Annotated in this window: 26 protein-coding genes; 9 read left to right on the forward strand and 17 right to left on the reverse strand. The window is 56.4% G+C overall.

The features are described 5' to 3' along the window. From VGK48_19560 to VGK48_19580, 5 genes are all read right to left on the reverse strand, one after another. A partial coding sequence (locus VGK48_19560; GenBank protein HEY2383378.1) for a cytochrome P450 occupies nucleotides 1-735 on the reverse strand: 735 nt, incomplete at its 3' end. 46 nt (nucleotides 736-781) lie between these two features. Beyond that, nucleotides 782-1,054: a phosphopantetheine-binding protein gene (locus VGK48_19565; protein HEY2383379.1), complete on the reverse strand. Its 273-nt coding sequence runs from the start codon at nucleotides 1,052-1,054 to the stop codon at nucleotides 782-784. A 16-nt stretch (nucleotides 1,055-1,070) separates the two neighbouring features. Continuing rightward, nucleotides 1,071-2,228: a patatin-like phospholipase family protein gene (locus VGK48_19570; protein HEY2383380.1), complete on the reverse strand. Its 1,158-nt coding sequence runs from the start codon at nucleotides 2,226-2,228 to the stop codon at nucleotides 1,071-1,073. Continuing rightward, entirely contained in the window at nucleotides 2,141-2,527 is a 387-nt protein-coding gene (locus tag VGK48_19575) for a hypothetical protein (GenBank protein ID HEY2383381.1), read from the reverse strand. Before VGK48_19575 ends, VGK48_19570 begins: the two co-directional genes overlap by 88 nt. A gap of 38 nt (nucleotides 2,528-2,565) precedes the next feature. Then, on the reverse strand, nucleotides 2,566-2,817 hold the full coding sequence (locus tag VGK48_19580; GenBank protein ID HEY2383382.1) for a cyclic nucleotide-binding domain-containing protein: 252 nt from the start codon (nucleotides 2,815-2,817) through the stop codon (nucleotides 2,566-2,568). Between the two features lie 202 nt (nucleotides 2,818-3,019). Here VGK48_19580 and VGK48_19585 point away from each other — a divergent pair, with 202 nt between their 5' ends. Further along, a complete protein-coding gene (locus VGK48_19585; protein ID HEY2383383.1) occupies nucleotides 3,020-3,442 on the forward strand; it encodes a type II toxin-antitoxin system prevent-host-death family antitoxin in 423 nt (140 codons plus the stop codon). Nucleotides 3,443-4,597: 1,155 nt separating this feature from the next. Here the strand turns inward: VGK48_19585 and VGK48_19590 are convergent. Then, entirely contained in the window at nucleotides 4,598-4,945 is a 348-nt protein-coding gene (locus tag VGK48_19590; GenBank protein ID HEY2383384.1) for a hypothetical protein, read from the reverse strand. Further along, the gene (locus VGK48_19595; protein HEY2383385.1) at nucleotides 4,869-5,318 is read right to left on the reverse strand and encodes an SNF2-related protein; all 450 of its coding nucleotides are present in this window, start codon (nucleotides 5,316-5,318) and stop codon (nucleotides 4,869-4,871) included. Before VGK48_19595 ends, VGK48_19590 begins: the two co-directional genes overlap by 77 nt. 322 nt (nucleotides 5,319-5,640) lie before the next feature. Here VGK48_19595 and VGK48_19600 point away from each other — a divergent pair, with 322 nt between their 5' ends. Then, nucleotides 5,641-6,153 carry a hypothetical protein gene (locus VGK48_19600; GenBank protein HEY2383386.1) on the forward strand — a complete coding sequence of 171 codons (513 nt, stop codon included), beginning with the start codon at nucleotides 5,641-5,643 and terminating at the stop codon, nucleotides 6,151-6,153. Here the strand turns inward: VGK48_19600 and mutY are convergent. From mutY to VGK48_19620, 4 genes are all read right to left on the reverse strand, one after another. Continuing rightward, nucleotides 6,118-7,056: an A/G-specific adenine glycosylase gene (gene mutY / locus VGK48_19605; protein ID HEY2383387.1), complete on the reverse strand. Its 939-nt coding sequence runs from the start codon at nucleotides 7,054-7,056 to the stop codon at nucleotides 6,118-6,120. The genes VGK48_19600 and mutY overlap by 36 nt on opposite strands. Continuing rightward, nucleotides 7,028-8,161 (reverse strand): radical SAM protein, encoded by a 1,134-nt coding sequence (locus VGK48_19610; protein HEY2383388.1) that lies wholly within the window; start codon nucleotides 8,159-8,161, stop codon nucleotides 7,028-7,030. The genes mutY and VGK48_19610 overlap by 29 nt, the downstream gene beginning before the upstream one ends. Nucleotides 8,162-8,234: 73 nt before the next feature. Further along, nucleotides 8,235-9,206, reverse strand: coding sequence for a VWA domain-containing protein (locus VGK48_19615; GenBank protein HEY2383389.1), 972 nt, complete (start codon nucleotides 9,204-9,206; stop codon nucleotides 8,235-8,237). 18 nt (nucleotides 9,207-9,224) lie between these two features. After that, on the reverse strand, nucleotides 9,225-10,211 hold the full coding sequence (locus tag VGK48_19620) for a VWA domain-containing protein (GenBank protein HEY2383390.1): 987 nt from the start codon (nucleotides 10,209-10,211) through the stop codon (nucleotides 9,225-9,227). A gap of 237 nt (nucleotides 10,212-10,448) precedes the next feature. Here VGK48_19620 and kdsB point away from each other — a divergent pair, with 237 nt between their 5' ends. Genes kdsB through VGK48_19640 form a run of 4 tightly spaced genes read left to right on the forward strand, consistent with a single transcriptional unit; the run spans nucleotide 10,449 to nucleotide 14,114 of the window. Further along, a complete protein-coding gene (gene kdsB, locus VGK48_19625) occupies nucleotides 10,449-11,168 on the forward strand; it encodes a 3-deoxy-manno-octulosonate cytidylyltransferase (GenBank protein ID HEY2383391.1) in 720 nt (239 codons plus the stop codon). Between the two features lie 3 nt (nucleotides 11,169-11,171). Further along, nucleotides 11,172-12,812 (forward strand): CTP synthase, encoded by a 1,641-nt coding sequence (locus VGK48_19630; GenBank protein ID HEY2383392.1) that lies wholly within the window; start codon nucleotides 11,172-11,174, stop codon nucleotides 12,810-12,812. Beyond that, nucleotides 12,772-13,587, forward strand: a complete 816-nt coding sequence (gene kdsA, locus VGK48_19635; protein ID HEY2383393.1) for a 3-deoxy-8-phosphooctulonate synthase — start codon at nucleotides 12,772-12,774, stop codon at nucleotides 13,585-13,587. Before VGK48_19630 ends, kdsA begins: the two co-directional genes overlap by 41 nt. Then, nucleotides 13,569-14,114: an HAD hydrolase family protein gene (locus tag VGK48_19640; protein ID HEY2383394.1), complete on the forward strand. Its 546-nt coding sequence runs from the start codon at nucleotides 13,569-13,571 to the stop codon at nucleotides 14,112-14,114. Before kdsA ends, VGK48_19640 begins: the two co-directional genes overlap by 19 nt. A 79-nt stretch (nucleotides 14,115-14,193) precedes the next feature. Here the strand turns inward: VGK48_19640 and VGK48_19645 are convergent, their stop codons facing one another. Further along, nucleotides 14,194-14,619 carry an OsmC family protein gene (locus tag VGK48_19645; protein HEY2383395.1) on the reverse strand — a complete coding sequence of 142 codons (426 nt, stop codon included), beginning with the start codon at nucleotides 14,617-14,619 and terminating at the stop codon, nucleotides 14,194-14,196. A 35-nt stretch (nucleotides 14,620-14,654) separates the two neighbouring features. Between VGK48_19645 and VGK48_19650 the strand changes: the two genes are divergently transcribed. Beyond that, a complete protein-coding gene (locus VGK48_19650) occupies nucleotides 14,655-15,713 on the forward strand; it encodes an SMP-30/gluconolactonase/LRE family protein (GenBank protein ID HEY2383396.1) in 1,059 nt (352 codons plus the stop codon). A 9-nt stretch (nucleotides 15,714-15,722) separates the two neighbouring features. On the opposite strand, the gene VGK48_19655 is transcribed toward VGK48_19650, so the two are convergent. The 5 genes from VGK48_19655 to VGK48_19675 all read right to left on the reverse strand — a co-directional run bounded on the left by VGK48_19655 (nucleotide 15,723) and on the right by VGK48_19675 (nucleotide 21,956). Continuing rightward, entirely contained in the window at nucleotides 15,723-16,136 is a 414-nt protein-coding gene (locus VGK48_19655; GenBank protein ID HEY2383397.1) for a septal ring lytic transglycosylase RlpA family protein, read from the reverse strand. A gap of 125 nt (nucleotides 16,137-16,261) precedes the next feature. After that, a complete protein-coding gene (locus tag VGK48_19660) occupies nucleotides 16,262-17,095 on the reverse strand; it encodes an RluA family pseudouridine synthase (GenBank protein HEY2383398.1) in 834 nt (277 codons plus the stop codon). A 70-nt stretch (nucleotides 17,096-17,165) separates the two neighbouring features. Next, complete coding sequence (locus VGK48_19665; GenBank protein HEY2383399.1) at nucleotides 17,166-17,954, reverse strand: hypothetical protein; 789 nt, start codon at nucleotides 17,952-17,954, stop codon at nucleotides 17,166-17,168. A 9-nt stretch (nucleotides 17,955-17,963) separates the two neighbouring features. Then, the gene (locus VGK48_19670) at nucleotides 17,964-20,873 is read right to left on the reverse strand and encodes a carboxypeptidase regulatory-like domain-containing protein (protein ID HEY2383400.1); all 2,910 of its coding nucleotides are present in this window, start codon (nucleotides 20,871-20,873) and stop codon (nucleotides 17,964-17,966) included. Between the two features lie 36 nt (nucleotides 20,874-20,909). Continuing rightward, entirely contained in the window at nucleotides 20,910-21,956 is a 1,047-nt protein-coding gene (locus tag VGK48_19675) for a hypothetical protein (protein ID HEY2383401.1), read from the reverse strand. A gap of 181 nt (nucleotides 21,957-22,137) precedes the next feature. Between VGK48_19675 and VGK48_19680 the strand changes: the two genes are divergently transcribed. Both VGK48_19680 and pepF read left to right on the forward strand, forming a co-directional pair. Further along, entirely contained in the window at nucleotides 22,138-22,476 is a 339-nt protein-coding gene (locus tag VGK48_19680) for a hypothetical protein (protein HEY2383402.1), read from the forward strand. Next, nucleotides 22,473-24,359 carry an oligoendopeptidase F gene (gene pepF / locus VGK48_19685; protein HEY2383403.1) on the forward strand — a complete coding sequence of 629 codons (1,887 nt, stop codon included), beginning with the start codon at nucleotides 22,473-22,475 and terminating at the stop codon, nucleotides 24,357-24,359. The genes VGK48_19680 and pepF overlap by 4 nt, the downstream gene beginning before the upstream one ends. Nucleotides 24,360-24,382 lie beyond the last annotated feature (23 nt).

Genomic DNA, 24,382 nt, shown 5'->3' on the forward strand with positions numbered 1-24,382 from the left:
GGTCTCATAGAACGCCGCCACCAATGCATCATGGCCGGTCGTTTTCTCAAGCTGATGCTCATCAATCAAATAGGCGGTGCGGCAAACGGCCATCGGGGTAAAGTGCAGTGAAGCGTAAACGATCATCGCGGCGCGTTCCAACACAACCTCATCGTCGTCGCTGACTTGTACCTGAGCGGTGTAAAGGTCGCTCTGTGGGTCCGTTCGGCGTCTCGCTATCGACGGTGCCACGAGATCTTTCATCGTTTGGAACGCCTGTTCTGCCGGCGGCCCGTTCTGCAAGGACTTGTGGTAAATCCATTGTTCCATCGCCGGGAAGATCTCCGCCGCCGTTACGCCGTCAACCCCCAGCAGTGCTGCGCTGACAGCCCAGGTGAACTCCACCGCCTCGTGCTGCAGGTCGCCGCCGCCTGCGCGCAGCAGCCGTTCCCGCACCGAGTCGGCCTCTCGCTCGATCAAGGTCTTTGTATAGTGTTCCACCCGCTCTCTGCTGAAGTGATCGATGATCTGCATCCGCAATCGGCGATGCGCTTCCCCGGAAGCCGCAACCACCGCGGCATTCGGATAGCGGCAGCCCCCCTCACCGTCATACAGATCGCCCTGTTCAAACCCTCGTCCATCGGCTCGCAGCATTTCCATCGCGAGGTCGTAAGAATAGATCACCCATTGGCCACGGAAGGTTTCCGGCCAGGGGTTGGCAAGGATCGTCGGTCGGGGAGGACTGTCCGGCAGCATGGTTACTCCGTTGCTCGTCCGGGCCCATACCGGAAGCGCCGGGCGTTCACTGCTGCAAGCGCCGGTCCATGTAGTCAATGGCTCCGCCGATGGTTTGCAACTGGCCGATATCCTCCTGCGGGATCACTACGCCAAAACGCGATTGGACATCCAGCAGAATCTGCACCATCGCCAGCGAGTCCACTCCTAGATCGGTGATCACGAAGTTGCGGTCTTCCGGCACTTGGATCTGCCGTCCCTGCAGCGCCATCGCTGCGATCAAAATGTCTTTCATGTCGGAGAAAGTGAACCGTTTTTGCTCTTTTTGTTCCATAACCATGATTCTCGTTCCTCCTTCAGATACGTGTGTGTTCTGCCAGTCTGTGTTCCGCCCTCCGGGTCAGGGAAGGCGCATAACGCTCCAACATCGATAACCTGGCGTGCGCCGCTTCCCGGCCCGCCGCCACAAAGCGGTCTGCCATATCGAAATCCTTGTAACTGCTGGGGCCGAACTGTGGCGTCACGGCCACGTCCGCCATAGCAGCGTGACGCGCGCTGGCGTCCGCATATCCCAGCACCATGGTGTCTACGAGCGCCTCGATGATGTTCATGGTGCGCCGCGAAGCGTCAGGGTTCGGCGGATCATCGCCGGGCCACGCGGGCAAATTGCCGCTCAGGATATCGATGCCGAGAGTAACGTCGGCCCCGGCTTCCATCACATAGCTCGTGGGCACTGGCGCCATGACCGCCCCGTCAATCAGCCGCCGGCCGTCCAGGATATACGGGGGAAACATGCCGGGGAGAACCGACGATGCCAGCACCGCCTCCCAGACCAGGCCGCTGCGGATGGGGTACGGGCGCCGGGTGTCAAGGTCGACGGTCAAAATGACCATGGGGATCTTCAAGTCGGCGAACGTGCAGTCTTGAGTCATCTCCCGCAGCAGCCGGATCATGAGTTGCAGCGGTTCGGCGCCGCCCAACATGCCCTTCATCAAGATTGCGACGTTTTCCGGGTTCATGTGCCTACGGATGGACACTGCCGCTTCGGCTGCGCTCAAGCCCATCGCCAGCAGCGCGCCTACGAGCGTTCCAGCACTGCTCCCTGCCAGGTAGTCAACGGGATGCCCGGTTTCTTCCAGGACTTGCATCACCCCGATATGGGCAAAACCCTTCGCTCCACCGCCGCCGAGCGCGACGCCCAGCTTGGTGCGCGCCAGATGCCGCCCCAGCCATTCGAGATCATCCGGGTGACTCGGACGGATGGCGCGCGGGACGGGCAGACCGGCGAGCGTCTGGTTATTGTCCGCGCTGGCTGTGAGCGGGATCGCCGCAGTGGGACGCTCGCCCGCGCACCGGGCTGCGGCCTGGCTGATCGCAAAAGGGTTCCCGACCAAAAACACGCGCTCCATGTTGTTCAGCAGCGCAGTCAGGTCCGTTTGTTGGGGACTGGTGAACACCAGGAGCGTCGCATGATCGAAGCGTAGCTCGTCAACCGAGGCCAGCACCGCTTCCACGCTCGTGTGTTGTTGCACACCGGGGCCCCCCCTGCCAGGACGCCGGTGAGGTCGAGCGCCGTGACGGCACCTGGACTTGCGTCGCGCGTTTCGGCGAAAAGTGCTTCGGCGGCCAGCCGCTGCGGCGGACACAGGACCAGAGCGATAGTCTCGCCCCAATGATGGCGTTCACCCGTCCGGCTGTTCGTGCGAGTCAGGCGCTGGCTGAGAATCCGCACGAGATTGATGAGAACCTGTGGATAACGGCTGTAGAGTTCCGTGAATGCGTCCTGGGTCAGTTCAAGCACCTCGGAAGGCATAATCGCGATCGCGCTGGCGGTGCGTGCGCCCCCGGCAATCAGCGCCGTATGACATCGCCGCCGTGCAGGCGGGCCAGCGGCGTCGTGCCGTCGGCGTGCTGGAGAAACACCTGTAACACGCCCTGCCGGATCACGAAGAGGCTTGAGCCCTGCTCACCGTGCCTGAACAGCATCTGATTGCGCTCTAGATGACGCACCTTCAACCGCAAAGCGATTTGCGCTAATGCGTCGTCGTCAAGCCCTGCGAAGATGCCGATCGCGCCCAGGTTCATCATGATGCTGGAAACCACACTTACCACCAAAGTGCGATGAGAGCCTATGACAGTAGGGATTAAAAAAAACAAGGAATTGAAAATTCCAATGTGAAACATGCTTCGGCGAACGCCTTCGCGAGAGTTGCGGGCTCCGCTTACGAGATCCAATTGTTGGGGGTCCCTCACGATTGCGGCACTGAGTATCGTTTCACTCGACTAGCGAGGGGAATCGCAGGGTATGCGTAATCCTGCGGCACGCCGTCGCGGTGCGGCGCGGGAGTCTTTGCCGCACAAAAATCCGGATGAATCTTACGACTACCAAAGTCAACGCGGCGGCTTTCTTCCAATAGCTCGGGGGGATGGTGTGACCATAGTTGTTGACCATGGTGGATGGTATGCTGGATGTGAAGCGGAACCCATGGAACAAATTGCGATATCCAAATTCAAGGCCACCTGCCTTGAGGTTCTTGAGCGCGTCAAGCGCACTCGGAAACCGATCCTTGTAACGCGTTTCGGTCAACCTATCGCAGAGGTAACCCCACCCTCATTTTCCTCGAGTAAGGGACGAAAACCTGGTTCCATGACGGGAACGATCAAGATCAAAGGAGACATCATTTCACCGGCAAGCAGCACCGGTGATTGGGAAGTGCTCAAGAAATGAAGCTTCATGCTGATCCCGCCGACCACTTCATTGCAGCTTTCGCGAGAGTCTTTGATTTGACCCTGGTGACCGGCGATCCTCGTCTGCTGGGATCTTAAAAGCCAGGGTATCGCCATTCTTTCGAATCGCTAAACCCTCTGCACGGTGGGCAGAACTCTCTATTATATTGATTTCAAAGGGGTAGATTGAATTTCGATGCTTCCGTTTGGGAAACTTACCGATTCCAGTTCCGAAAATCGAATGTGAACTCCGAAATCCGGATTCTAGTTCCGAAAGTCGAATGTGAACTCCGAAATCCGGATTCTAGGTCCGAAAATCGAATGTGAGCTCCGAAATCCGGATTCCAGTTCCGAAAGTCGAATGCGAACTCCGAAATCCGGATTCCAGTTCCGAAAGTCGAATGTGAACTCCGAAATCCGGATTCTAGGTCCGAAAATCGAATGTGAGCTCCAAAAACCGAATTCTAGTTCCGAAAATCGAATTCGAGCTCCGAAATCAGGATTCTGATTCCGAAAATCGAATTTGAGCTCCGAAATTCGGACTCTAGTTCCAAAAATCGAATTTGAACTCCGAAATCCGAATTCTGGTTCCGAAAAACGAATTCGAGCTCCGAAACCCGAACTCTATTTCCGAGAGTCGAATTCGAGCTCCGAAATCCGGATTCTCTCTCCGAGATTCGAATTTTAGTTCCGATAAGCGGATTTCGACCTGAAGATTTATAGCTGCCGCGGCGGCGCGCCGCCGTGAGGGCTTCTCCTACCGCCTGGAGAAGGGATTCCCCAGGAGAGCATCTCGCGAACTTTGCCATCCACATCTCTGGCTGACGCAAGAGGATGCCAGCGTTGACCGTCGCGGGATTTCTCCAACGTAGCGGTACCTCGGGCTCCCGTGCCGAAGGTCTTCGTAATACGGAAGCAGTCGTCGCCTTTTTCAAATTCAAGTATGACTTTCGGTACGTGATCGGTGCCTGCCGGAATGAAGGGTTTGTGATCGACCGAAGTGGGCGGGAGTAGAAGTGCCGCACGGATCGCCTCAGCAAGACTCGACTTGCCCAGATCGTTTCGACCGTGCAAAACGTTGAGACCGGGCCCGAATGTAATTTGAGCCGACCTGATGCAACGGAAGTGTTCAACAGCTAGAAAGCGGAGTCGCATCTCAGCAACCACCTGCGTGCGCTTCATGCAGCAGCTTCTGCAGTACAACAAGGGCATGCTTCGCTTCCGGCCTCGTTCGCGCCATCTCCCGCAAGGCTGCGGCTGTCAGGTTCACGACTTCCGGCAGTGCCTGGTTGACGAACGGGTCGCCCGCATCAATTTCGAGTTTTAATCCAGAGCGTTCAATGGCAAGAACTCCTGCCTTTCCGTGGGTAGCCGACGTGCCTTTCAATTCCGCAAGTATGGCTTCGACTTCTCTGAATTCCTGAAGGTTAACAGTGATGTCTAATCGGATTCGCAGGACAGTAGACGCCAGTTCGTCGTCGGCCAGCTTGCGTAAATCGGCCATATCTCTGACGAGTTCTTCCCGCCATTTCCAGTGTGCTACAAACGCCTTCTCCTATGAATGCTTCGGGATTGGCCCTGCCTTCCCGCGCCTCGATCCGGAAGAGGGCATAGAGTTCCGATTGCCATTGTCCCAGTAGCGATTTGGGCACAATGAGGAGAATACGACGTGCTCCCTCGGCGAGCATCTGCGCCATGATGAGGCCGGCTTCGATCGTTTTCCCAAGACCAACCTCGTCGGCAAGAATGCATCCGCCCTCGGGGATTCGGCGCAACGCAAACACCACCGCATCAACCTGGTGCGGGTTAGGATCGATTCGGGCAAGCCGCTGTGACGCCACATATCGCTGCTGCTCGTCGGGCCGTCGACGACGCATGAGATCTTCGGCCAACAAGCGGCGGTGAAGCAAATGGGGTTTAGACACAGATTAATACCATCGCGAGTATAAGGAAAACAGCTGGCCTTGTGAAATCAGAAGTCCTCTACAATTGAAGGAGTTCCGGGGACAGACACCGAATTTATTGATCTGGCTGGAATTCCAAGAATTCCGCGGCAATGCGCAACGGTGCTATTTTTTGGTGATGATCAAACCGTTGATGCGATTTACGAGAATGGGAGACTGGTACTTCAGCAACCGCTTCCGTTGCCGGACATGCTCATGTTCGCGTGACTATCGACTCTGATCTGGAGCGAGAGGCATGGCTGAAGCTTTCCGAGGAATCGCTCAAAAAGGTTTGGGACAACGACGCCGCCGGATGTTTTCAATGACCTGCTCCAGAAATGACGTCGTTCTCCTACCGATCCCATTTACGGATCTGACCAGTCGAAAGGTTCGTCCGGCAATTGTTATCGGCGGCAAAACACCAGATGTCTTTGTCGTCCCAGTCTCATCCGTTTTATCCAACACCGATTTTCCGCTGCAGGAGTGGCAAGCAGCCGGGCTGAATGTTCCATCGGGCGTGAAAACGCGATCATCGGCAGTATCACCGCAATGGACCGCGACTCCCTGGACGATAAACTCCGAGGCTGGTTGCAACTGTGATCCGCATCAGGTAAAAGTGCCGCATCGTGCCCGTCGGCGTCAGGCTTGGCCGAAGTTGACAGGGCCGTTACAAGCTACCCATATCTCTCACACCCCGTTTGTTTTTCTTACAATTCTGAAAAAGCATCAAAAGCTAAGAAGTGCTTTTGTGCTTTTTGTGGCTGATTAATATTTTCCGGGTCAGGGAAGACATCGGTACTGCATCAATGTCCGTCCATTCGAACCCACTTTGCTCGATTTTGCCGCTGTAAACACTCACATCCAGCCGATGATGCGTAATGGTGTGTTTGCATTCCCCGACATTTTCAAACGACCCTTCGGGCAACTCGTTCAACATCGGAAATTCCCACATCCCGTTCACGTTCCGCATCAGGTAGCGATCATCTTTCTTACAGATTACCGCACTAAGGTGCACATGGACGGTTGCCGGCCGTTTCTTCACTGCAGGGATCTTGTCCTGCATGCCCGTTCGAAACGCGGCGCATGACGATTGCAAAGGACAGATCAGACAGCGGGGAGACTTGAAGGAGCAGACCTTGGCGCCCAATTCCATGACGGCCTGATTGACCAGTCGAGGTTCGGCTTCCTGAACCAGGCGTGTGGCCGCTTCCCACAAGGCTTTGGGATTCTCCTCCGTCCATCCGAAGACACGCGAGAGCACACGCCGCACATTCCCGTCGACAACGGGATAGGGCTTGTTGAAGGCGATGCTCAGGATTGCGCCTGCCATGTATTGGCCGATGCCGGGGAGGGCGAGCAGCGCATCGTAATCGGCAGGAATTTTCCCGCCATGGTTCTCGACGACATTTTTGGCGGCCGCCATGAAGTTCTTTGCGCGCCGGTAGTATCCGAGTCCGGCCCAGAGGGTGAGGACCCTCTGCTCGTCGGCACGAGCCAGCAATTCGACCGTGGGAAACTCGCGGATGAAACGTTCGTAATAGGGAAGCGCGGTTTCGACCTGGGTCTGCTGGAGCATGACCTCCGACACCCAGACATGGTAGGGATCGTATGTCGCGCGCCACGGCAGCGGCCGCTGGTTTTCTTTAAACCAGCTGACGAGCGGCGGCAGCACTTTCTTTCATCTCGTTTTCGATTTTTTTGATCTCGACGAGATGAGTCGGATTGAACGGAAGCGAAGGGTAGTAGCAGTTGCTCTCGTGAGTGCAGAAGCAGCCATTCGCGACGCTTTCGCGGCGTCCGTCCATGGCCGGCGAGTACCAGAGTTTCGAGAAGTCCCAGTTGTATTCGCGCAGGTTAGCGACCGAATCGAGAATTTCGCAGCTCGAAACCGTGCCTTCGTCATAAATGACGGCGCCGGCCGTTCCGGCCCAGCATTGCAGCTGCGGCCTTCCCTCGAACGCGGTTCTGGCGATCAGGTCGTGCATGTAAACGTCGACCGCCGCCTTGAAGAATCCGGCATCGCCCGAGTAATTGTTCTTGATCGCGGCGTGACGGGAATCGGCGTTGATCATGTGGGAAAGCCGGTCATACCGGCTCTTGTCGATGATCAATTCTTTCGGCCGGGCGGACGGCGGGCGAATGTAATTGAAATTGACCTTATCCGGCTTCAGCTCGAATTTCAAAAAGTCATACCAGTCGAAAATCCGGTCCTGGTTGCTGTTCATGAAGCACGTGCAGGTTTGAATATCGAGCTGCGGCTTCTCGCGTTTGATGGCCTGGAGCTTGCGAGCGGTGTCAATTGCAATGTCCCAGCTGCCCGTCTTTTGCCGGATCGATTCGTGGTCTTCCTTCAGTCCGTCGATTCCGAGGGCCACGGTAACATTGAGATTCGGGCATTCCTGCAGAATCCGCGAAACGTCGGGGATGATTCGCTGCTGAATCTGTCCATTGGACATCAGGTAGATCGATTCGAGCTTGTTGTTCTCGTAGAACGCGCGCGCAATCTCGGGGAGGTCTTTGCGGGTGAAGGGCTCGCCGCCCGCGATGATCAATACGCCGAGATTGGCGCCCAGGGTCTCGCTGATCCGGACGACATTTTCAGTCGTCATCTGCAGTTTCTTGCGGGGCTTATCGTCCAGTTCGTCGGTGAAGAAACAGTGGACGCACCGCATGTCGCACACCGAGGTGATCAGTATGTTCAGCAGGATGGGCGCGAACGGGCGCCCGGTTGCCATTCTGGCGTAGCGCTTGAGTATTTCTTTGTGGTGGAAATCCATTCAGAGTAAAGAGGGAGTATAGCAATTTTGGCTATAAAAAGGGCTTATTGCAGATGCAACCTGCAATAGTTTCTTACTGATTGCTGGATACGGCCTGGGCTTTCGGCGCGTAATACCCGGGTTTTGCCCGCCACGTGATCTTACCCGCATTCTTCGGAGTGGTGATTTTTACGCTGATTTCACGGTACGTGCCGTCGAGATTCGCGTTTGTCGGCGTGTAGGTAATGGTGTAGTGATTCCGGATATCGTGGGCGATGCGCTTTGTGATGTCCTCGACTTCATCGAGGCTCTTCGGGAAGAACGCCTGGCCGCCGGTGATTTCGGCGAATTTGACCAGGTCGCCCTTGGCTTTCTTGGAAGGCGCATCGTGAAACAGTCCGCCGCGTGTGTCGTCTTCTTCGAGCAGGCCGATCGCGTATAGAGTCACTTTCGACTGGCGCAACGCGTCGATGACTTTGTTGAAGTTGTATTTGCTGACATTATCTTCGCCGTCGGTGATCAGCAGGATGGCCTTCTTGTCTTTCTTGCCGGCCTTGAGATGATCCGACGACAGGTAGATCGCGTCGTACAGCGCGGTCTCCCCGCGCGCATCGATGTTGTCGAGGGCATCGACCAGATCGCCGATACTGCCGGTGAAATCCTGCTCGAGATAGGCGGAGTCGTCGAAATTGACGATGAAGGTCTCGTCGTCCGGATTGCTCTCCCGCACGAAAGCCAAAGCCGCGCTGTTCACACGTTCGCGTTTGTTGCGCATGCTGCCGCTGTTGTCGATGACCAGACCGAGGCTCAGGGGAATGTCTTCGTGGCGGAAGGTTTTGATCGTCTGCTGGACTTTGTCTTCGAAGACCTGGAAGTTTTCCTGTTTCAGGCCGTCGACCGGCCGTCCTTCCTTATCCTGCACGGAAACCGGGAGTTGGACTTCAACGGTCTCGACTTTCAGGCTGAAATCCTTGTCGTTCTGACCTTTCTGCGGCTGCGGTTTATCCTGCGCGGCGAGCGCAAAACTCGACAGACACACAACTGCAATGAAAAGGAATTTACGCATGTCTCCTATTGAAAGACGTTAGTCTTTGGTCGCAGGCGCTGCGTCGGCCATCGCGGCAAAGTAGCCCGACTTGGCCCGCACGTTCAGGTGCTGGATTCCTTTGGGAGGATTCACTTTCACTTTGAGCTTGCGCCACTTCCCGTCCTTCGCTCCATTCGTTGAATGATAGCCGAGTACGTACTGATTTTTCAGCTCGACCGCGATCTTCGTGCAGATATCGTCCAGTTCCTGTACGGAATCCGGGAAGAATGCGCGTCCTCCGGTGAGGTCCGCTAATTCTTCGATCATCGCGCGGCCGCTACGCCCGGCGTTCAACTGTGAATTAAAGTCATCGACGATGCCGATCCCATAGATCTGCACGTCCTGTTCTTTGACGAAGTCTTTGACGTTTTGGAAGGTGTACCGGCTGCGATTGTCCTCGCCGTCGGTAATCAGAAGGAGCGCCTTTTTCGGATTGCTGCCTTCCTTGAGCTTCTCGAGGCCCAGGTAGACCGAATCGTACATGGCCGTCATGCCCTTGGCGTTGGTCATGAGCAGCTTGCTCTGAAGCCTCGTGACGTCTGTCGTGAAATCGGCGACCACTTCGGGCCGATTCGCGAAGGTCACGAGAAAGTACTCATCATCTGGATTGCCGGTTTTCAAAAATGTCGCAGCAGCCTGTGTGGAAGTTCCGATCTTCTCTTTCATGCTGCCGCTGACATCGAAAATGATGCCAACGCTGATCGGTACATCTTCGGCGTTGAAATATTCAACCTTTTGTTCGACTTTGTCTTCCCAGATCTGGAAGTGCTGCGATTCCAATCCGCTGACGTATCTATTGAGTTGATCGGTGACTGTCGCATTGACGAGCACCAGATCGACGTCAACCTTAAGGGTCTGCGAAGGCTTCTTGTCGGCAGCGTTTTGCAGGGAAGCCTGACTCCGAGCCGTTCGTGCGATGATAGCGACGGGGAGCGCTGCAAGCAGGAGCGCCGCCAAAATCAGAGTCCACTTTTTCCGAGTCATTGCCCTATCTCCTGGGGGTGACTGCCGATCCATTCAATAAATTAGCGCCATTATATGAACGTGCTCCGGTTGAATGCAACTTGATCGGTTCACCTTTTTTAAAATCTCCACCAGACCTCCAGAGAACGGCCGGGCGGCGTTAGCCCAGTCATCTAGCCCAATGCCTTGCAAATCTTCTGCCAAAAGATGACCTGCCCTGTCCGGTAGCGTCATGATAGGATGAAGTGCGGTATTTTGATGCAGCTCGATGCCGCCATCGCGATCATCCCGGCAAGGTTCAACTCCACTCGTTTCCCTGGAAAACCCGTAGCCCAAATAGACGGAAAAACGTTGATAGAGCACGTTTACAGGCGAGTCCAGCAGGCTTCGCTGGTGACCCGGATTCTTGTGGCGACGGATGATCAGAGGATTGCCGACGCAGTCGAGCGGTTCGGCGGGACCGTTATTATGACCCGGAATGACCATCCAAGTGGCACAGACCGTTTGGCCGAGGCTGCCGAAACCCTCGATTCCCAGGCGCTAGTGGTGAACGTCCAGGGGGACGAGCCGATGATCGAGCCCTCCGACATCGACCAGGCCATTGCCGCGGCCGCACTCGGAGACGCCGAAATTGTAACCCTGATGACAAAATTGGAGCCTGCCGCAGCCGATGATCCGAACCGGGTCAAGGTCGTAACGGACCGGAATGGAATCGCGCTATATTTTTCCCGCGCGAAAATTCCATCGGGAGGGACCTGTTTTCTCCACCTCGGCCTTTACGTTTACCGGGTGGATTTTCTCAGAAAATTTTCGAAACTCGAGCGCACGCCTCTCGAGATCGCCGAAAGGCTGGAACAGTTGAGGGCGCTGGAGCACGGATATCGGATTCGCGTGGTTGAGGTCGCAAACGAATCGTGGGGCATCGATACGCCTGCCGACCTTGAAAGGTATAAAGAATTAGTTGGGAGCCGGGACTGATAAATGGAAAAGAAATTCATCTTCGTGACGGGCGGAGTGGTTTCATCGCTGGGGAAAGGCCTCGCGTCCGCTTCAATCGGTTGTTTGCTGGAAAGCCGCGGGTTCACGGTCAACCTGCTGAAATTCGACCCTTATTTAAATGTGGATCCGGGCACGATGAGCCCGTACCAGCACGGCGAAGTCTACGTCACCGACGACGGTGCGGAGACCGATCTCGACCTCGGCCACTACGAACGCTATACGCACGCGGAACTGACCCGCAAGAATAACCTCACCACCGGCCGCATCTACGAAACCATCATTCAGAAGGAGCGGCGCGGGGATTATCTGGGGAAGACGGTCCAGGTCATTCCTCACGTGACGAACGAAATCAAAGCTGCCGCTCGTCGTGTGTCGGAGGACGTGGACATCACGATCGTCGAAATCGGCGGCACCGTCGGCGATATCGAATCCCTTCCTTTCCTTGAGGCGATCCGGCAGCTGCGCCAGGAAGTCGGGCGCGAACACTCCTTATTTATCCACCTGACTCTGGTGCCTTTCATTCCTACCGCCGGTGAATTGAAGACCAAGCCGACCCAGCACAGCGTCAAGGAACTGCTTGAAATCGGAATTCAGGCCGACATCCTTTTGTGCCGTACAGACCGGTTCCTGTCGCCGGATATGAAATCCAAGATCGCTCTTTTCTGCAACCTGTCGGAGCACGCCGTCATCACCGCGAAAGATGTCGAAAGTGTTTATGAAGTGCCGCTTGTGCTTGCCGCCGAAGGACTCGACGATGAGATTGTCCGGCAGCTGCACCTTCCGAACTCCGAACGCAGGATGGACGACTGGAAAGCGTTGATCGAACGTGTGCACAATCCGATGGACGAGGTCCATATCGGCGTCGTCGGCAAATACGTCGAACTGGAGGACGCATATAAGAGCCTTCGCGAGGCGCTGATTCACGGCGGGCTGGTTCATAACCTGAGAACACGAATTCATTGGATCGAAGCCGAAAGCCTGGAAGACGGTAAAGAACCCGCCACGCTGCGCCAGTTCGACGGCATCCTGGTTCCCGGAGGTTTCGGCAAGCGGGGCATTCCCGGAATGATTCGCGCCATTCAGTTCGCGCGCGAGGAGAAGGTCCCGTATTTCGGAATTTGTCTCGGCATGCAATGCGCCACGATCGAATATGCGCTCAATGTCTGCGGCTTGAAAGCCGCGAACAGCACCGAATTCGACGCCAACACGCCATACCCGGTTATTTACAAATTGCGCGATCTGCTCGGCATCGATACCATCGGCGGGACCATGCGTCTCGGAGCTTATCCGGCGGACCTGCAGCCCGGTTCGCTCGCGAACCGGATCTACGGATCGGCAGTGATTTCCGAGCGGCATCGCCATCGTTATGAATTCAACCGGCAGTTCGAGAAGGCCCTGACCGATAACGGCCTGATCATTTCGGGAGTCTCGCCCGACAAAAACTTTGTGGAGATTGTGGAGATCGCCGACCATCCGTGGTTCCTCGGATGCCAGTTCCATCCGGAGTTCAAGTCGAAGCCGCTGGCTCCGCATCCGCTCTTCGCATCATTTATTAATGCGTCGTATGAACATCGCCTGAGCCATGCAACAACTTCCGCTGAAGTACGCCGAACTCGGGCGTGAACTATTCCTGATCGCCGGTCCCTGCGTGATCGAGAGCCGTGATCACGCATTCTTCATGGCCTCGGAGCTGAAGAAGATTACTTCCGCGGCCGGCGTTTCCTTTATCTTCAAGGCTTCGTACGACAAGGCGAATCGCAGCTCGATCAAGTCGTTTCGAGGCGCCGGCATGAAGGAAGGCCTGAAGATTCTCGGCGACATTCGCGAGCAGATAAACGTCCCTGTTCTTTCCGATGTACATGAAGCTTCCCACTGCGGGCCGGCCGGCGAAGTTCTGGACGTGCTTCAGATTCCGGCATTTCTATCGCGTCAAACCGATCTGCTTGTGGCGGCGGCGGAAACCGGGAAGATGGTCAACGTTAAAAAGGGACAGTTCCTCGCCCCATGGGAGATGAAGAACGTCGTCGACAAGCTGCGCGAATCCGGGAATTCCCAGGTTCTGCTGACCGAGCGCGGCGCGTCTTTCGGTTATAACAACCTGGTCGTCGATTTCCGCAGTTTTCCTATCATGCAGAGTTTCGGTTGTCCCGTCATTTTCGATGTCACGCACAGCCTGCAGCTGCCGGGCGCTCAAGGCCAGAGTTCCGGCGGCCAGCCTCAGTACATTCCCCACTTCGCTCGCGCCGGCGTGGCCGCCGGCGTGGACGGTCTGTTCATGGAAGTCCACGATGATCCGGCGAAGGCTTTGTCGGACGGCCCCAACGCGTTGCGCTTGTCATTATTGGCGCCGCTTCTCGAAGAAGTGATTAAGATACGGACATGCCTGAAAAAGACATAACGCCGCTGGCGTGGAAAATCGAGCTCGTGTTGATGGACGTCGACGGTGTCCTCACGGACGGCAAACTCCTCCTGGTTCCGATGCCGGACGGCAGCGTCGTTGAAGCAAAAGCATTCAACGTCAATGACGGAGCGGCTCTCGCCATGGCGCGCCGCGCCGGCATGAGGACCGGCATCATTTCCGGCCGCAGTTCGGCCGCGCTGTCACGCCGCGCCGAAGAGTTGAAGGTGGAATTCTTTTATCACGGCCTCGGACGGACCAAGACCTCCGCGATCGAGGAGATTTTCAAGAAAACCAACCTTACGAAAGACCGCGTCTGTTATGTCGGAGATGATGTCCAGGATCTGCCGCTGTTTTCCCGCGTCGGCCTGCCTATTGCCGTCGCCAACGCCTCTCAAGATGTCGCTTCCCGCGCTGCCTACGTCACGCGTGTGCGGGGCGGGGAAGGCGCTATCCGGGAAGTGGTGGAGCTGATCCTGCGCGCTCAAGGTAAGTGGGAAGCCGCATTGAAGGAGTTTGAGGATTAGCCGCAGATGACGCGGATGACGCAGATGGGTGCATAAAAGACCTTGGTGCACCCATCTGCGTCATCCGCGTCATCTGCGGCTAAACTTCGATCTTCGCTTCCATGCTGACCTTCGCATTCAACAGCTTCGAGATCGGGCAGCCGGCCTTGGCATTATCCGCTGCAGTCTGAACCTTGGCGCGATCCGCGCCGGGCGCTTTGATCGTGACTTCCAGATGGCTGGCCGTGACGGAGAACCCGTCACCGACTTTCTCCAGAGTGACCGTTGCCGACGCCGCAATGCTCTGAGCTTTGATGCCGGCGGCATCCAACTGTGCCGAAGTCGCCATTGCGAAGCAGCTCGAATGAGCCGCGGCGATCAACTCCTCAGGATTCGTGCCTTTCTCTTCTTCGAAACGCTTTGAAAACGAGTACGGTGTATTGATCAGTACACCGCTGTCCGTGGATATCGTTCCCTTGCCGTCTTTGAGCCCGCCTTGCCACACCGCAGAAGCTTTTCGTTTCATTTGTCCTCCTCTACGTAAGATACACTTGTACTGTTATGGATACGAAGTTCGTTGCGGTGGGCGCGCTCTCCATATGGAGCGTTGCCGCCGGTTTGATTTATGCACAGCAGGGGCAGGTTCGGCCCGCTCAGGAAAGAACAGCTCGCGAGGTCACCGTCACCGCGATTCCGGATGTTATCGACGCGGACGCCAAGTGGGGACTGGTCTGGCAGGGAACGGACAACGCCGACGGCATTGTCGGAACGAAGGACGGCGGACTGCTCTTCGCCCAGGAACAGCCAAGCACTGTCCGCAAGCTGGATAAGAACGATAAGGATTCGGTTTACGTGGAGAATACGCACGGCGCCGGCGCGCTGGCCATCGATGACAAAGGACGCGTTCTGGCCGTCGAGAGAACCTGCACCGATCCCGGCAGCGGGGGTGCCGCGTGTTCGGAGCCGACGGCGATAGCGGTCATCTACCCGGAAGAGGCCCGCAGAACCATCATCGACAATTTCGAGGGAAAGTCGCTGGGACGCCTCAACGATCTGGTCGTGGACAAGGATGACACAATCTATTTCACATCCGGTACCGCGTACTACGTCACGACACGGGCGAAAAGAAATAAGCTGAAGCTGGTTAAGGGCAAGGAGGAGATCCAGATTAACAGTCTTGGCCCGGACCTGCGTACCAATGGAATCATGCTCAGTCCCGACGAGAGAATACTCTACGTCACGAACGGTCAGACAATCATGCAGTTCGACATCCAGCTGAACGGCTACGTGAATAATCGCCGGCTGTTCGCGAAGCTCCAGGACGACAGTAACGGCGACGGTATGGCCATCGATGAAGCCGGCCGTCTATATGTGACGGCCGGTCCTGGCGTTCAGGTATTCAGTCCTCAAGGTAACTACCTGGGGACGATTCCCACGCCCCGCAACGTCATCAGCGCCGCATTTTCCGGCAAGGAAAAGAGGACGCTATATGTGGTCGGGAGCGGCGCCCTCGGTCCGGACGGCAAGGAGGTCACCACTCCTGAAGGCGTCCGCAACAATGCAAAAACCATCTACAAAATTCAGATGGTGGCCGCCGGCTTTAAGGGCCGCGCGAAGTAGACACACCGTTCAACTACCCCAGGAGAGAACTTCCAGTTTCACGCGCGCCTTGCCGTTCTCGATCACGTCGAGCGCGCGTGCCGCATCACGAGACAGATCGATGATGGCGCCTTCGCGGTGATTTTTTCCATAAGGGCCGCGGTCGAGGATGACGACATTTGTCGAACGGCCGTTCTCAAGATTAGTCACACGAACGACCGTGCCGAAGGGATAGTTCCGGTGCGCGGCTGTTGCCTTCCGATTGTCGAACTTCGTTCCACTCGCGGTCTTTCCGCCCTGAAAAGAATTTGCATAGAACGTCGCTTCCCCAAATTGCGTATCGAGGACTGTTTCTCCTTGGGCTTCGGTTTTCGCTTCGGTACTGCAAGCACATAGCGATAGACCGGCCAAAGCTGCGGCAAGGAAACGGAATCTGGATTCCATCAGACGATCCCCTGCATATCGAAGCTACAATTCAGGTACCAATGGAACTGGATGTTTCTTCCAAGCACGCTGCAGCGGGTCGTTTATTGCTCTTCAGGCCTGACCTGTGTAGCCGTCCTTAGGGATTACGTCGTCCATGGTGGAAGGGCGACGAAAGACCACTCCTTACTGTCAGGACCCGTCCACGTGGTTGAGACGCTGAACAGCGCGATTCCGGGAAGGCGAGTTCCATTGACTTGAAAGCGAGTTCGCGAACCATAGAGTTTGTCGCCGACGATCGGGCTGCCCAGGGCGGACAGCTGAACGCGAATCTGATGTGTTCTTCCCGTTTCCAGATCGATCTCAACGTCGAACGTCTGCGGCGCGGGAACAATGCACGTTCCAGGTGTTACTTTCACCACACGCAACGCACACTCCAGCCAGTTCGGACGATTTTCCGTGCTCACAGTTTTGGAGCTTCGCTCTGTGGGCTCCATATAGTGAATATGCCGACCGACTTCGGGAGCCGAGATCACCAGCGCGCGATACCGCTTCTTCACCTTGCGCTCGAGTAGAAGCCGATTGAACTGCCGCTGGAACTCTTCGGTTTTTGCAAACACGATAAGGCCGCCCACCTCGGTATCCAGACGGTGCGTCACATAGACGGAGCCGCCAAGGGTCAGACGCAGCTGATGAAGGGCGTTCTCCACTTGATTATCCAGCGTCGCGTGCACAGGAATACCGGCGGGCTTATTCATGACGACGAATTCCTTATCGTCATGCACGATCGTCTTCCTCCAGTCGATACCATCCACGGGAAAGCGCTTCGGGTGCAAATGGACTCGGATATATTGCCCCGGAGAAAGGAGCCGATTCGAGTTAATCCGCTGCCGATCCTGGTAGACAGCTCCGAAAGCGATGAGCCGTTCGCATTCCTCGATTGGCAAGCCGAAGTGGTGCGCGAGGCAGTCGATCAGCATTATTTGTTCTTTGGCGACAAAGTGGCGAATCCGGTTTTGTCGGGGGCGTTTTTGAGACATGAACTCAAGATTAAGCCGGCAGCCAGTGTTCGATGAGCCAGTCCAGCGCCACGGGCGTAGCGCGTAACGTGCTGTCGATCGCGTGCACGGCGTATTGTTGTTCGACTGCGGCAACTCCGTAGGCCTTTGCATACAGCACCCATGCCGATAGCTGATAGTGATGCAGCAGACACCCGAAACGGTGTCCCTCGAAGCTTTCAAGGACGTCATAAGCGCCGGTTGTGTCCCGGCAAGCGTGCAGCGCGATCGTGACGTCGAAGAGCAGCCGGCGCAGATCTTCGAATGCGCGCTCCGGGTCGTTCACCACTTCCTCCAGCAACGCGGCAAACTCGGTTTCCGTGGCCCCGCTCTGCTCGGCTGCTTCCCACATCATCGGTACCTGGGTCGCGATGAAGGTGGAGTCGGGCACGTTGCGCAGAAGTCGACCGACAAGGTAAAGATCGAATGCGCTGGCAATGGATTCTGCAAAAAAAAGGGCATCGGCGCACGACTCGACAAGTGGCGGGTTTGCGCCGCCTGCGAGATTCCTGGCGGCAAGGTGGTGCCACGCCATGTGCGCAACCTCATCGGCGTGCACGCTGTTGTCGCAAAGCACGTCCGCCCCTTCGTGACCACTCCAGAACGTGAGGTTCAGGAAAATCGTTCGGTCCCAGCTCATTCCGGTTCCTGCCGTCGGAACACGAAACTGGTGTCGGGAATTGCGCAGGGCTTGCTTGAGTTGTGTATAAACGGCAACGTGAGAGAACGATGTCTCATCGGTGATTGTCAGATCATCAAGGCCGACGTTTCGGAGGCTCATCGAGCGGCATTAGAAACTCAGCTGAACCTGCATCGTCATCTTCCTGTTGTACGTTGCGTTACCTGGGGTGAACGTGCCCTGGAGGCTCAATGGCTTTCCGAAGAAGGAGGACGTGAGGTTCCCGTCCGGTTGCGCGAAATTCGGATGGTTCAACGGATTGATCGCGTAGACACTGAGCGTCATGTGGTACCTCATCGACGATCCAGGGTTGGCAGCCGGCGGAACACCAGCGCCCTGTGCCGGCCCGGGCGTGGAAGCCAGGGCGGCCGCTCCCGCGGATTCGCTCTTGCCGAAATCCCAGGTGCGAGAAAGCCGCAGGCTCATATTGGCATTGCTTGGTCCTCGGCCGTAATTCTTCGGGATGACCGGAGTCCCCGGCGCCGGGGTCAAATTGAAACAACCGAATTGGGCGGTGTACACCAGCGTTGCTCCGGTGCATGAAGCAGCAGGCAGATCCACCAGGGACGGCCGTTGAACTGCGGATCCGTCGCCTGACGGGTCCGGCAATCCCGTTGTGATGTTGTAGGCGCGGCCGCTGTTATAGATAAAGATCGTGTTGGCGATCAGCTTTCCTGGCAGCGGGAACGTCGGTCCAAGCGTGAGCCGATGGCGGATATCGCCGAATGCCGGTCCGTATTCGGCGCGAAGGTTGTAATAGTTCGTAGGCAACGTGTCGAAATCCGCCTTCAGGAAATTGAGGCCGTAATTGGCGAATATCGAGATCTTCTTATAGTTGAATGTGGGGTTGATGTTGAATTGCCGCTGGTCGGCAACCCCGGTGCTTTCCGTCATCATCCTTACCGTCGTGTCTCCATAAGGAAAGGCGTTCGTAACCGGCAGCGGAGCATTCACATCGCGGCTGCGGATGAAATCCAGCCCGTGCAGCATATTGAAGTTCGCGGAGACCTTGAGGTACTTGCCCAGTTGCCGGTCAACCCCGACATTTCCGAAAATGAGCTGCGCGCCTTTGAGATCGGGTGCGAGCAGCTGTAGCGTCTGCGGCTGCAGCGATCCCGCCAGGGAAGCTGCCGAAGGAATATTGGGAAAGAAATTCGGGTCGGTCAGCAGGTACGATTGTTGTGTTGATCCGTTATAGCGGATGGCATTGAGGGTCGTGAAGTCGCCCACTCGATTGAAGAAGCGGCCCGCGCCGATCCGCAGTACGGTTTTTGCCGGAGTCGACCCCTGGCCGTCGATACCCCATGCGACACCAATTCGTGGTCCCCAGTCCGCTTTATCCGCGATGTTTGTCTGCATTTCATACCGCAGGCCGTAGCTCAAGGTCAGGTTCGGGCGGAGCTTCCAGTCATCGTTGAAGAAGGCGCCCATGTCGAATTGCGTCACCCGGGTCAGGGCGGTTCCTGTATTCAAGCTGAACAGCGACGCTCCGCCGCCTGCTTTTTGAATCTGCGATGCGCTGAAACCCTGTTGCTGAAGGAGTAACGTTCGCTGGTAAACATCCAATCCGGTAAGCTGGACCGACGTTCCCGCAATCGGTTGATTGTTGGCGTCGAGCTGTGGGCCGGTCCCGCCGAAGAATGTGAATGTACCCTTGAAATTGTTGTCGGACACGTCGTCGTTGAAGGATTGGCGGAGGCGGGCTCCCCATTTCAGAGTGTGCGTTCCGCGATTCAGCACGGATATGTTCGTGAGCTCGAAACGGTCTGTGGTGTTCCGCGAGTTGCCAATGGTCGCGCTTCCGCTGGTGAAGGCATCCTGGACAGAAATCGCAGGCGCGGTGCCCTGTGTAATCGCGGCGCGTGTGAATCGGGCAAACTGGAAGCGGGTTTCGTTGACGAGCATCGGCGTGACCAGGGCAGTCTCCGTCGCGCTCAAAATGTGGCTGCCAATGGTCTGGTTATAGGCCGTTTCCGGCAGGCTGAACCCGTTCGCCCCTTGATTGTCGAGTTCCTGCGTGGTGTTTTCATACCGGACGGTCAGCGTGTTATTTGCGTTGATCGACCAGTCGAAGCGTGGCACGAAGCTTGTGAAGGTCTGAGGTAACAGGAGCGCCTGATTCACGCTTTGCTGCTGCAGGCTGCTGTTGAGAGTTGTCGCGAGGATGAATGCGTTTTCCGTAATGTTGCGCCGGACGAAGTCGAACGTGAACGACGACTTGTTCTTCTGGATCGGTCCGGAGATATTCCCGTTAAAGAACAGGTTTTTGTAAGGCGGCAGCGATGACGACTGGACATACAGCGGGCTTCGCGTATTGAAGTTCTCGTTATTGAATTGCGTGGAGAACTGTCCGTGCACGGCGTCGCTGCCCGGCTTGGTCAGGATTTCGATGCGGTTGTTGCCGGGCGAATCATATTCCGCCGAATAAGGATTCGAATTGATGCGGATCTCGCGTATGGACGTTTTGGGCGGAATGGTGCCGTTACTGAAGCCATCCGTATAGATCTGGCCGCCCGTCCCCGGACCGACGCCGGGACCGGCAAGGGCCTGCAACTGTTGCGCGAGTTCGTCCGGGTCGTCCGACAGGCCTTCCAGTTCCGATTTGTCCAGCACGGTCGCCGATGCGTTTGAATCCGGGTCGAGGCTGACCGTGGCGGCCTGCTCTTCGACCGTGACTTCCTGCGCTTGAATCGCGAGACCCAACTGAAAATCCAGGGCCGCCGGGGCGCTGAGATTCACCGCCTGCCTTTGCTCGGATTTGAAATCCGGCGCGCTCACTTGAATGTCGTAGTTCCCGGGCTGGACGCTTGTGAATACGTACTCGCCGTTCGCGTTCGACGTCTGTGTCTGTTGCTGGCCGGACGCGGCGCGCAACTGAATTGTCGCGCCGGGTATGCGGCCGCCGGACGGATCTGTAACAACGCCTTTAAGAGCAGGTTGTGGATTGTTTTGCGCGAATGCCGCAAAACACAGACAGAGGGTCAGGGCAGAAAAAATGACGATTCTATAGACGCTCCTCATCGAGACCCTTTCTATGAAGTTCTATTTAGTTTCGGATTACTGCAATCCCAGGACGCTGAGGCCGCCGCCGTCGCCGCTGCCGAAGACGAGCGCGCCGCCGCGGCCTGAAGGGGCACTGGCCATGCGGATCAGGAGATCGGCGTTGGTGACGACGGTAATTCCGGTCACCTTATCGGGCTGCGACCCTTTTGTACTGGATACGACGATGGATGTGCCGGGTTTAATGTCTTCGATTTTGCCGGCGGGCAGCTTGTCGACGATTTGCGCGACGTTGCCTCCTGCGGGAGCGGTACCGCGGCCCTCTGCGGGCGCCAACGGCATCTGCTTAATGGTGGTGTCCGGCGTGAGCTTGATGATGACCGTTTTCCCGCTGCCGAGTTCCTTCAGAGTCACCTCTTTAACAGAAACATCAACCGATACCACCGACCCCGCCTGCGTAAGAAAAGTCCCGAACAGAATCTCCTCCGCGTCGACTTTCAGTCCATCAGGACTCTTTTGCCCCCGCGCACGAATTTGATCGCCGGCGCTGATCTCGTCCAATTTGCTGATCTTCGCGTCGGCGAATTTGACCGAATCCGGAGAGTACCGGCGAAACTTTGTCTTGGCCGAAACGGTGATTGCGGGTTGCACATCGCCGGCAGGACTCTTGGATTTCTGAAGCAGGATTTGATCTCCCGTCTTTGAAGCCACCACGCCGCTGATGCCGCGTGTGACCCAATCCTGCCGGTCCGCATCGTCGCGCCGGGCAATATCACTTGCGGAAATGACGACCACGCGGAGCGCGTCAGCACCGTTTGATGCCACAGTCACCAGAACACGGTCTCCTGCCGCAATTTCAGCCTGTTGAATCGCGACGGCGTTAGCCAGATTGGTCTGTCCGGGCGCAATTCGTTGAACAACTGTATTTCCGAGAAGTTTTACCGGAACCGGCACGCCATTGTCGGGCCTTACCTCGAGGGTTTTGGCATCCTTATTGAAGGATGTGACTGTTCCAAGAACAGACTTCGATGTGGATGTTTGGGCGCCGGCAGAAAGATAGCTAAGGAAAATCAGAATTAATGCTGCGAGGGAAGCATTTCGCATGTAGCTCTCCACGACTTAATACGAACCGTAAACGTCAGAATTTCAAGGCTGATCCCCAAATGCCTCGTTGTATAGACGTAGAATCTAAAAGGAAGGTTCCAGAATTTCTGCGAACAGGACAAGCGAACTTATTTCGGCATGTCATTCCTTGACTTCATCTTTGGCCGGCCGCTTGCATTGGATGAAAGCGAACAGCAACGTAATCGAAGCGTACGGGGTGTTTCCGTCTTTGGCCTCGATGCATTCGGCTGCTTACGGACCTGAAGCGGCTCTGACCATCCTGATACCGGCTGGACTTGCAGGCCTGCCGCACATCCTGCCGATCAGCCTCGCTATTATTACACTTCTGACGATTGTTTACTTCAGTTATCGCCAAACCATCGGCGCATATCCTGAGGGATGCGGGTCTCGAAAGGCGACCGGCGCATCGTCACCATCAATGTTCCATGGTATCTCCGGTAGAGGACCCGATTTTTCGATGTATCCTAACCGGATCAAGATAAAGGGGCGGAGAAAATGAAGAAGCAATCCACAATGCGTTATGTTGCCGCCGTCCTCGTGGTGACGGGTTTGACCGTTTCTCTTATGGCTCAGGAGCGCGACCGCGTGAAAATTCCGGACAAGTTTAAATGGAATCTGGCCGACATTTATCCCAATGAAGCGGCGTGGCGGGCGGCCAGAGAAAAGCTTGCAAAGGATCTGCCGCAGATGCAGGCCTACAAGGGAAAGCTGGGTTCGTCTGCAACCGTACTGGCGGACGCCCTCGAAAAATCTTCGGTCCAGGACAAGGAATTGTCGCGTCTGTATGCATATGCGTCGATGCTTTCGGACCAGGACACGCGGGACGCCACGCATCTCGGGATGAAACAGGAGATGACCCAGCTTGCGGCCGCCGCGGGCGCGGAAACCGCCTACATCGAGCCGGAGATTCTTCATTTCGACAAAGGCAAAGTCGAACAGTTCATTGCCGCCGAACCGCGGCTCAAAGTCTTCCGGTTCTATCTTGAAGACACCGCGCGTCGCGCTTCGCACACGTTGACCGAAGGTGAGGAAAAGCTCCTGGCGGACGCCGGCCCGATGGCGAGCGCGTCTTCGAATGTGTACAACGTTTTTTCGAATGCGGATTTTCCTTTTCCCACGGTCACATTGAGCGACGGCAAAGACGTGCGTCTGGATCAGTCCGCCTTCGCCGATCTGCGCGCGCTTCCGAATCGTTCCGATCGCGAGAAAGTCATGTCCGCTTACTTTGGCGCCCTCGGCAAATACTCCGGGACGTTCGGAACAACCACGAATGGCGAAGTTCAGAAGGTCGCTTTCATGGCGAAGGCCCGCAAGTACGAATCGGCGCTGCAGTATTCGCTGGATGGACCGAATGTCCCTGTCGGCGTTTACCACCGCTTGATTGACGGGGTCAACAAGAACCTCCCCGCGTTTCATCGCTATCTGAAATTGCGTAAACGCATGCTGGGCGTGGATCAGCTTCATTATTACGACCTCTATGCGCCGCTTGTCGGCTCGGTGAATCTCACGTACACACCGGAAGCTGCGCAGAAGCTTGTCCTCGAGGCCGTGGCGCCGCTCGGAAAGGAATACACAAGCACCGTGCAGCGCGCGTATGACAACCGGTGGATCGACCTTTTCCCCAACGACGGCAAGCGCGCCGGGGCGTACTCCAATGGAGGCGCCTATGACGTTCATCCCTACATGCTGATCAACTACAACGGCAAGTATGCGGATGTCAGCACGCTGGCCCACGAGATGGGGCACACGATGCAAAGCTACTTCTCGAACAGGAATCAGCCTTACCCGCTTGCGAACTACCCCATCTTCGTTGCGGAAGTGGCGTCGACGTTCAATGAAACGCTGCTGATCAATCACGTCCTCAAGACCGTGAAGGATGATGACACCCGTCTCGCATTGCTCGGCAATTACCTTGAAAACATCAAAGGCACCGTATTTCGCCAGGCGCAATTTGCGGAGTTCGAGTTGGCAATGCACGAAATGGCGGCCAAGGGTCAGGCGATCACGGGACAGGCGCTGTCAAAGCTCTATCTGGACATCACGAAGAAGTATTACGGCCATGATCAGGGCGTCTGCGTGGTCGACGACTACATCGCGAACGAGTGGAGCTATATTCCGCACTTTTACCGGGACTTCTATGTGTACCAGTATGCGACGTCGTTTACCGCCTCGATGGCGCTGGCCGAAAAAGTCCAGAGCGGCGACCCCGCAGCGCTCAAACGCTATCTGGCATTCCTTTCGGCCGGCGGCTCAAAGTATCCGATCGACCTGTTGAAGGACGCCGGTGTCGACATGACAACGGATGAACCGCTGGACCTTACCGTGAAGGCGATGAACCGCGTCATGGACGAGATGGATGCCATCCTGGCTCGCCGGAGATAAGCCGGGCATCATGTTTCGACAAG

The sequence above is a fragment of the Terriglobia bacterium genome (assembly GCA_036496425.1).
Classification (GTDB): domain Bacteria; phylum Acidobacteriota; class Terriglobia; order 20CM-2-55-15; family 20CM-2-55-15; genus 20CM-2-55-15.

Excerpts from the sequence above, each read along its gene's own strand:
- VGK48_19565 (HEY2383379.1), bottom strand. The coding sequence starts at position 1,054 with ATGGTTATGGAACAAAAAGAGCAAAAACGGTTCACTTTCTCCGACATG.
- VGK48_19575 (HEY2383381.1), bottom strand. The coding sequence starts at position 2,527 with ATGCCTTCCGAGGTGCTTGAACTGACCCAGGACGCATTCACGGAACTC.
- VGK48_19585 (HEY2383383.1), top strand. The coding sequence starts at position 3,020 with ATGCGTAATCCTGCGGCACGCCGTCGCGGTGCGGCGCGGGAGTCTTTG.
- VGK48_19590 (HEY2383384.1), bottom strand. The coding sequence starts at position 4,945 with ATGGCCGATTTACGCAAGCTGGCCGACGACGAACTGGCGTCTACTGTC.
- VGK48_19595 (HEY2383385.1), bottom strand. The coding sequence starts at position 5,318 with ATGCGTCGTCGACGGCCCGACGAGCAGCAGCGATATGTGGCGTCACAG.
- VGK48_19600 (HEY2383386.1), top strand. The coding sequence starts at position 5,641 with ATGGCTGAAGCTTTCCGAGGAATCGCTCAAAAAGGTTTGGGACAACGA.
- VGK48_19610 (HEY2383388.1), bottom strand. The coding sequence starts at position 8,161 with ATGGATTTCCACCACAAAGAAATACTCAAGCGCTACGCCAGAATGGCA.
- VGK48_19615 (HEY2383389.1), bottom strand. The coding sequence starts at position 9,206 with ATGCGTAAATTCCTTTTCATTGCAGTTGTGTGTCTGTCGAGTTTTGCG.
- VGK48_19620 (HEY2383390.1), bottom strand. The coding sequence starts at position 10,211 with ATGACTCGGAAAAAGTGGACTCTGATTTTGGCGGCGCTCCTGCTTGCA.
- kdsB (HEY2383391.1), top strand. The coding sequence starts at position 10,449 with ATGCAGCTCGATGCCGCCATCGCGATCATCCCGGCAAGGTTCAACTCC.
- VGK48_19630 (HEY2383392.1), top strand. The coding sequence starts at position 11,172 with ATGGAAAAGAAATTCATCTTCGTGACGGGCGGAGTGGTTTCATCGCTG.
- kdsA (HEY2383393.1), top strand. The coding sequence starts at position 12,772 with ATGCAACAACTTCCGCTGAAGTACGCCGAACTCGGGCGTGAACTATTC.
- VGK48_19640 (HEY2383394.1), top strand. The coding sequence starts at position 13,569 with ATGCCTGAAAAAGACATAACGCCGCTGGCGTGGAAAATCGAGCTCGTG.
- VGK48_19645 (HEY2383395.1), bottom strand. The coding sequence starts at position 14,619 with ATGAAACGAAAAGCTTCTGCGGTGTGGCAAGGCGGGCTCAAAGACGGC.
- VGK48_19650 (HEY2383396.1), top strand. The coding sequence starts at position 14,655 with ATGGATACGAAGTTCGTTGCGGTGGGCGCGCTCTCCATATGGAGCGTT.
- VGK48_19655 (HEY2383397.1), bottom strand. The coding sequence starts at position 16,136 with ATGGAATCCAGATTCCGTTTCCTTGCCGCAGCTTTGGCCGGTCTATCG.
- VGK48_19660 (HEY2383398.1), bottom strand. The coding sequence starts at position 17,095 with ATGCTGATCGACTGCCTCGCGCACCACTTCGGCTTGCCAATCGAGGAA.
- VGK48_19665 (HEY2383399.1), bottom strand. The coding sequence starts at position 17,954 with ATGAGCCTCCGAAACGTCGGCCTTGATGATCTGACAATCACCGATGAG.
- VGK48_19670 (HEY2383400.1), bottom strand. The coding sequence starts at position 20,873 with ATGAGGAGCGTCTATAGAATCGTCATTTTTTCTGCCCTGACCCTCTGT.
- VGK48_19675 (HEY2383401.1), bottom strand. The coding sequence starts at position 21,956 with ATGCGAAATGCTTCCCTCGCAGCATTAATTCTGATTTTCCTTAGCTAT.
- VGK48_19680 (HEY2383402.1), top strand. The coding sequence starts at position 22,138 with ATGAAAGCGAACAGCAACGTAATCGAAGCGTACGGGGTGTTTCCGTCT.
- pepF (HEY2383403.1), top strand. The coding sequence starts at position 22,473 with ATGAAGAAGCAATCCACAATGCGTTATGTTGCCGCCGTCCTCGTGGTG.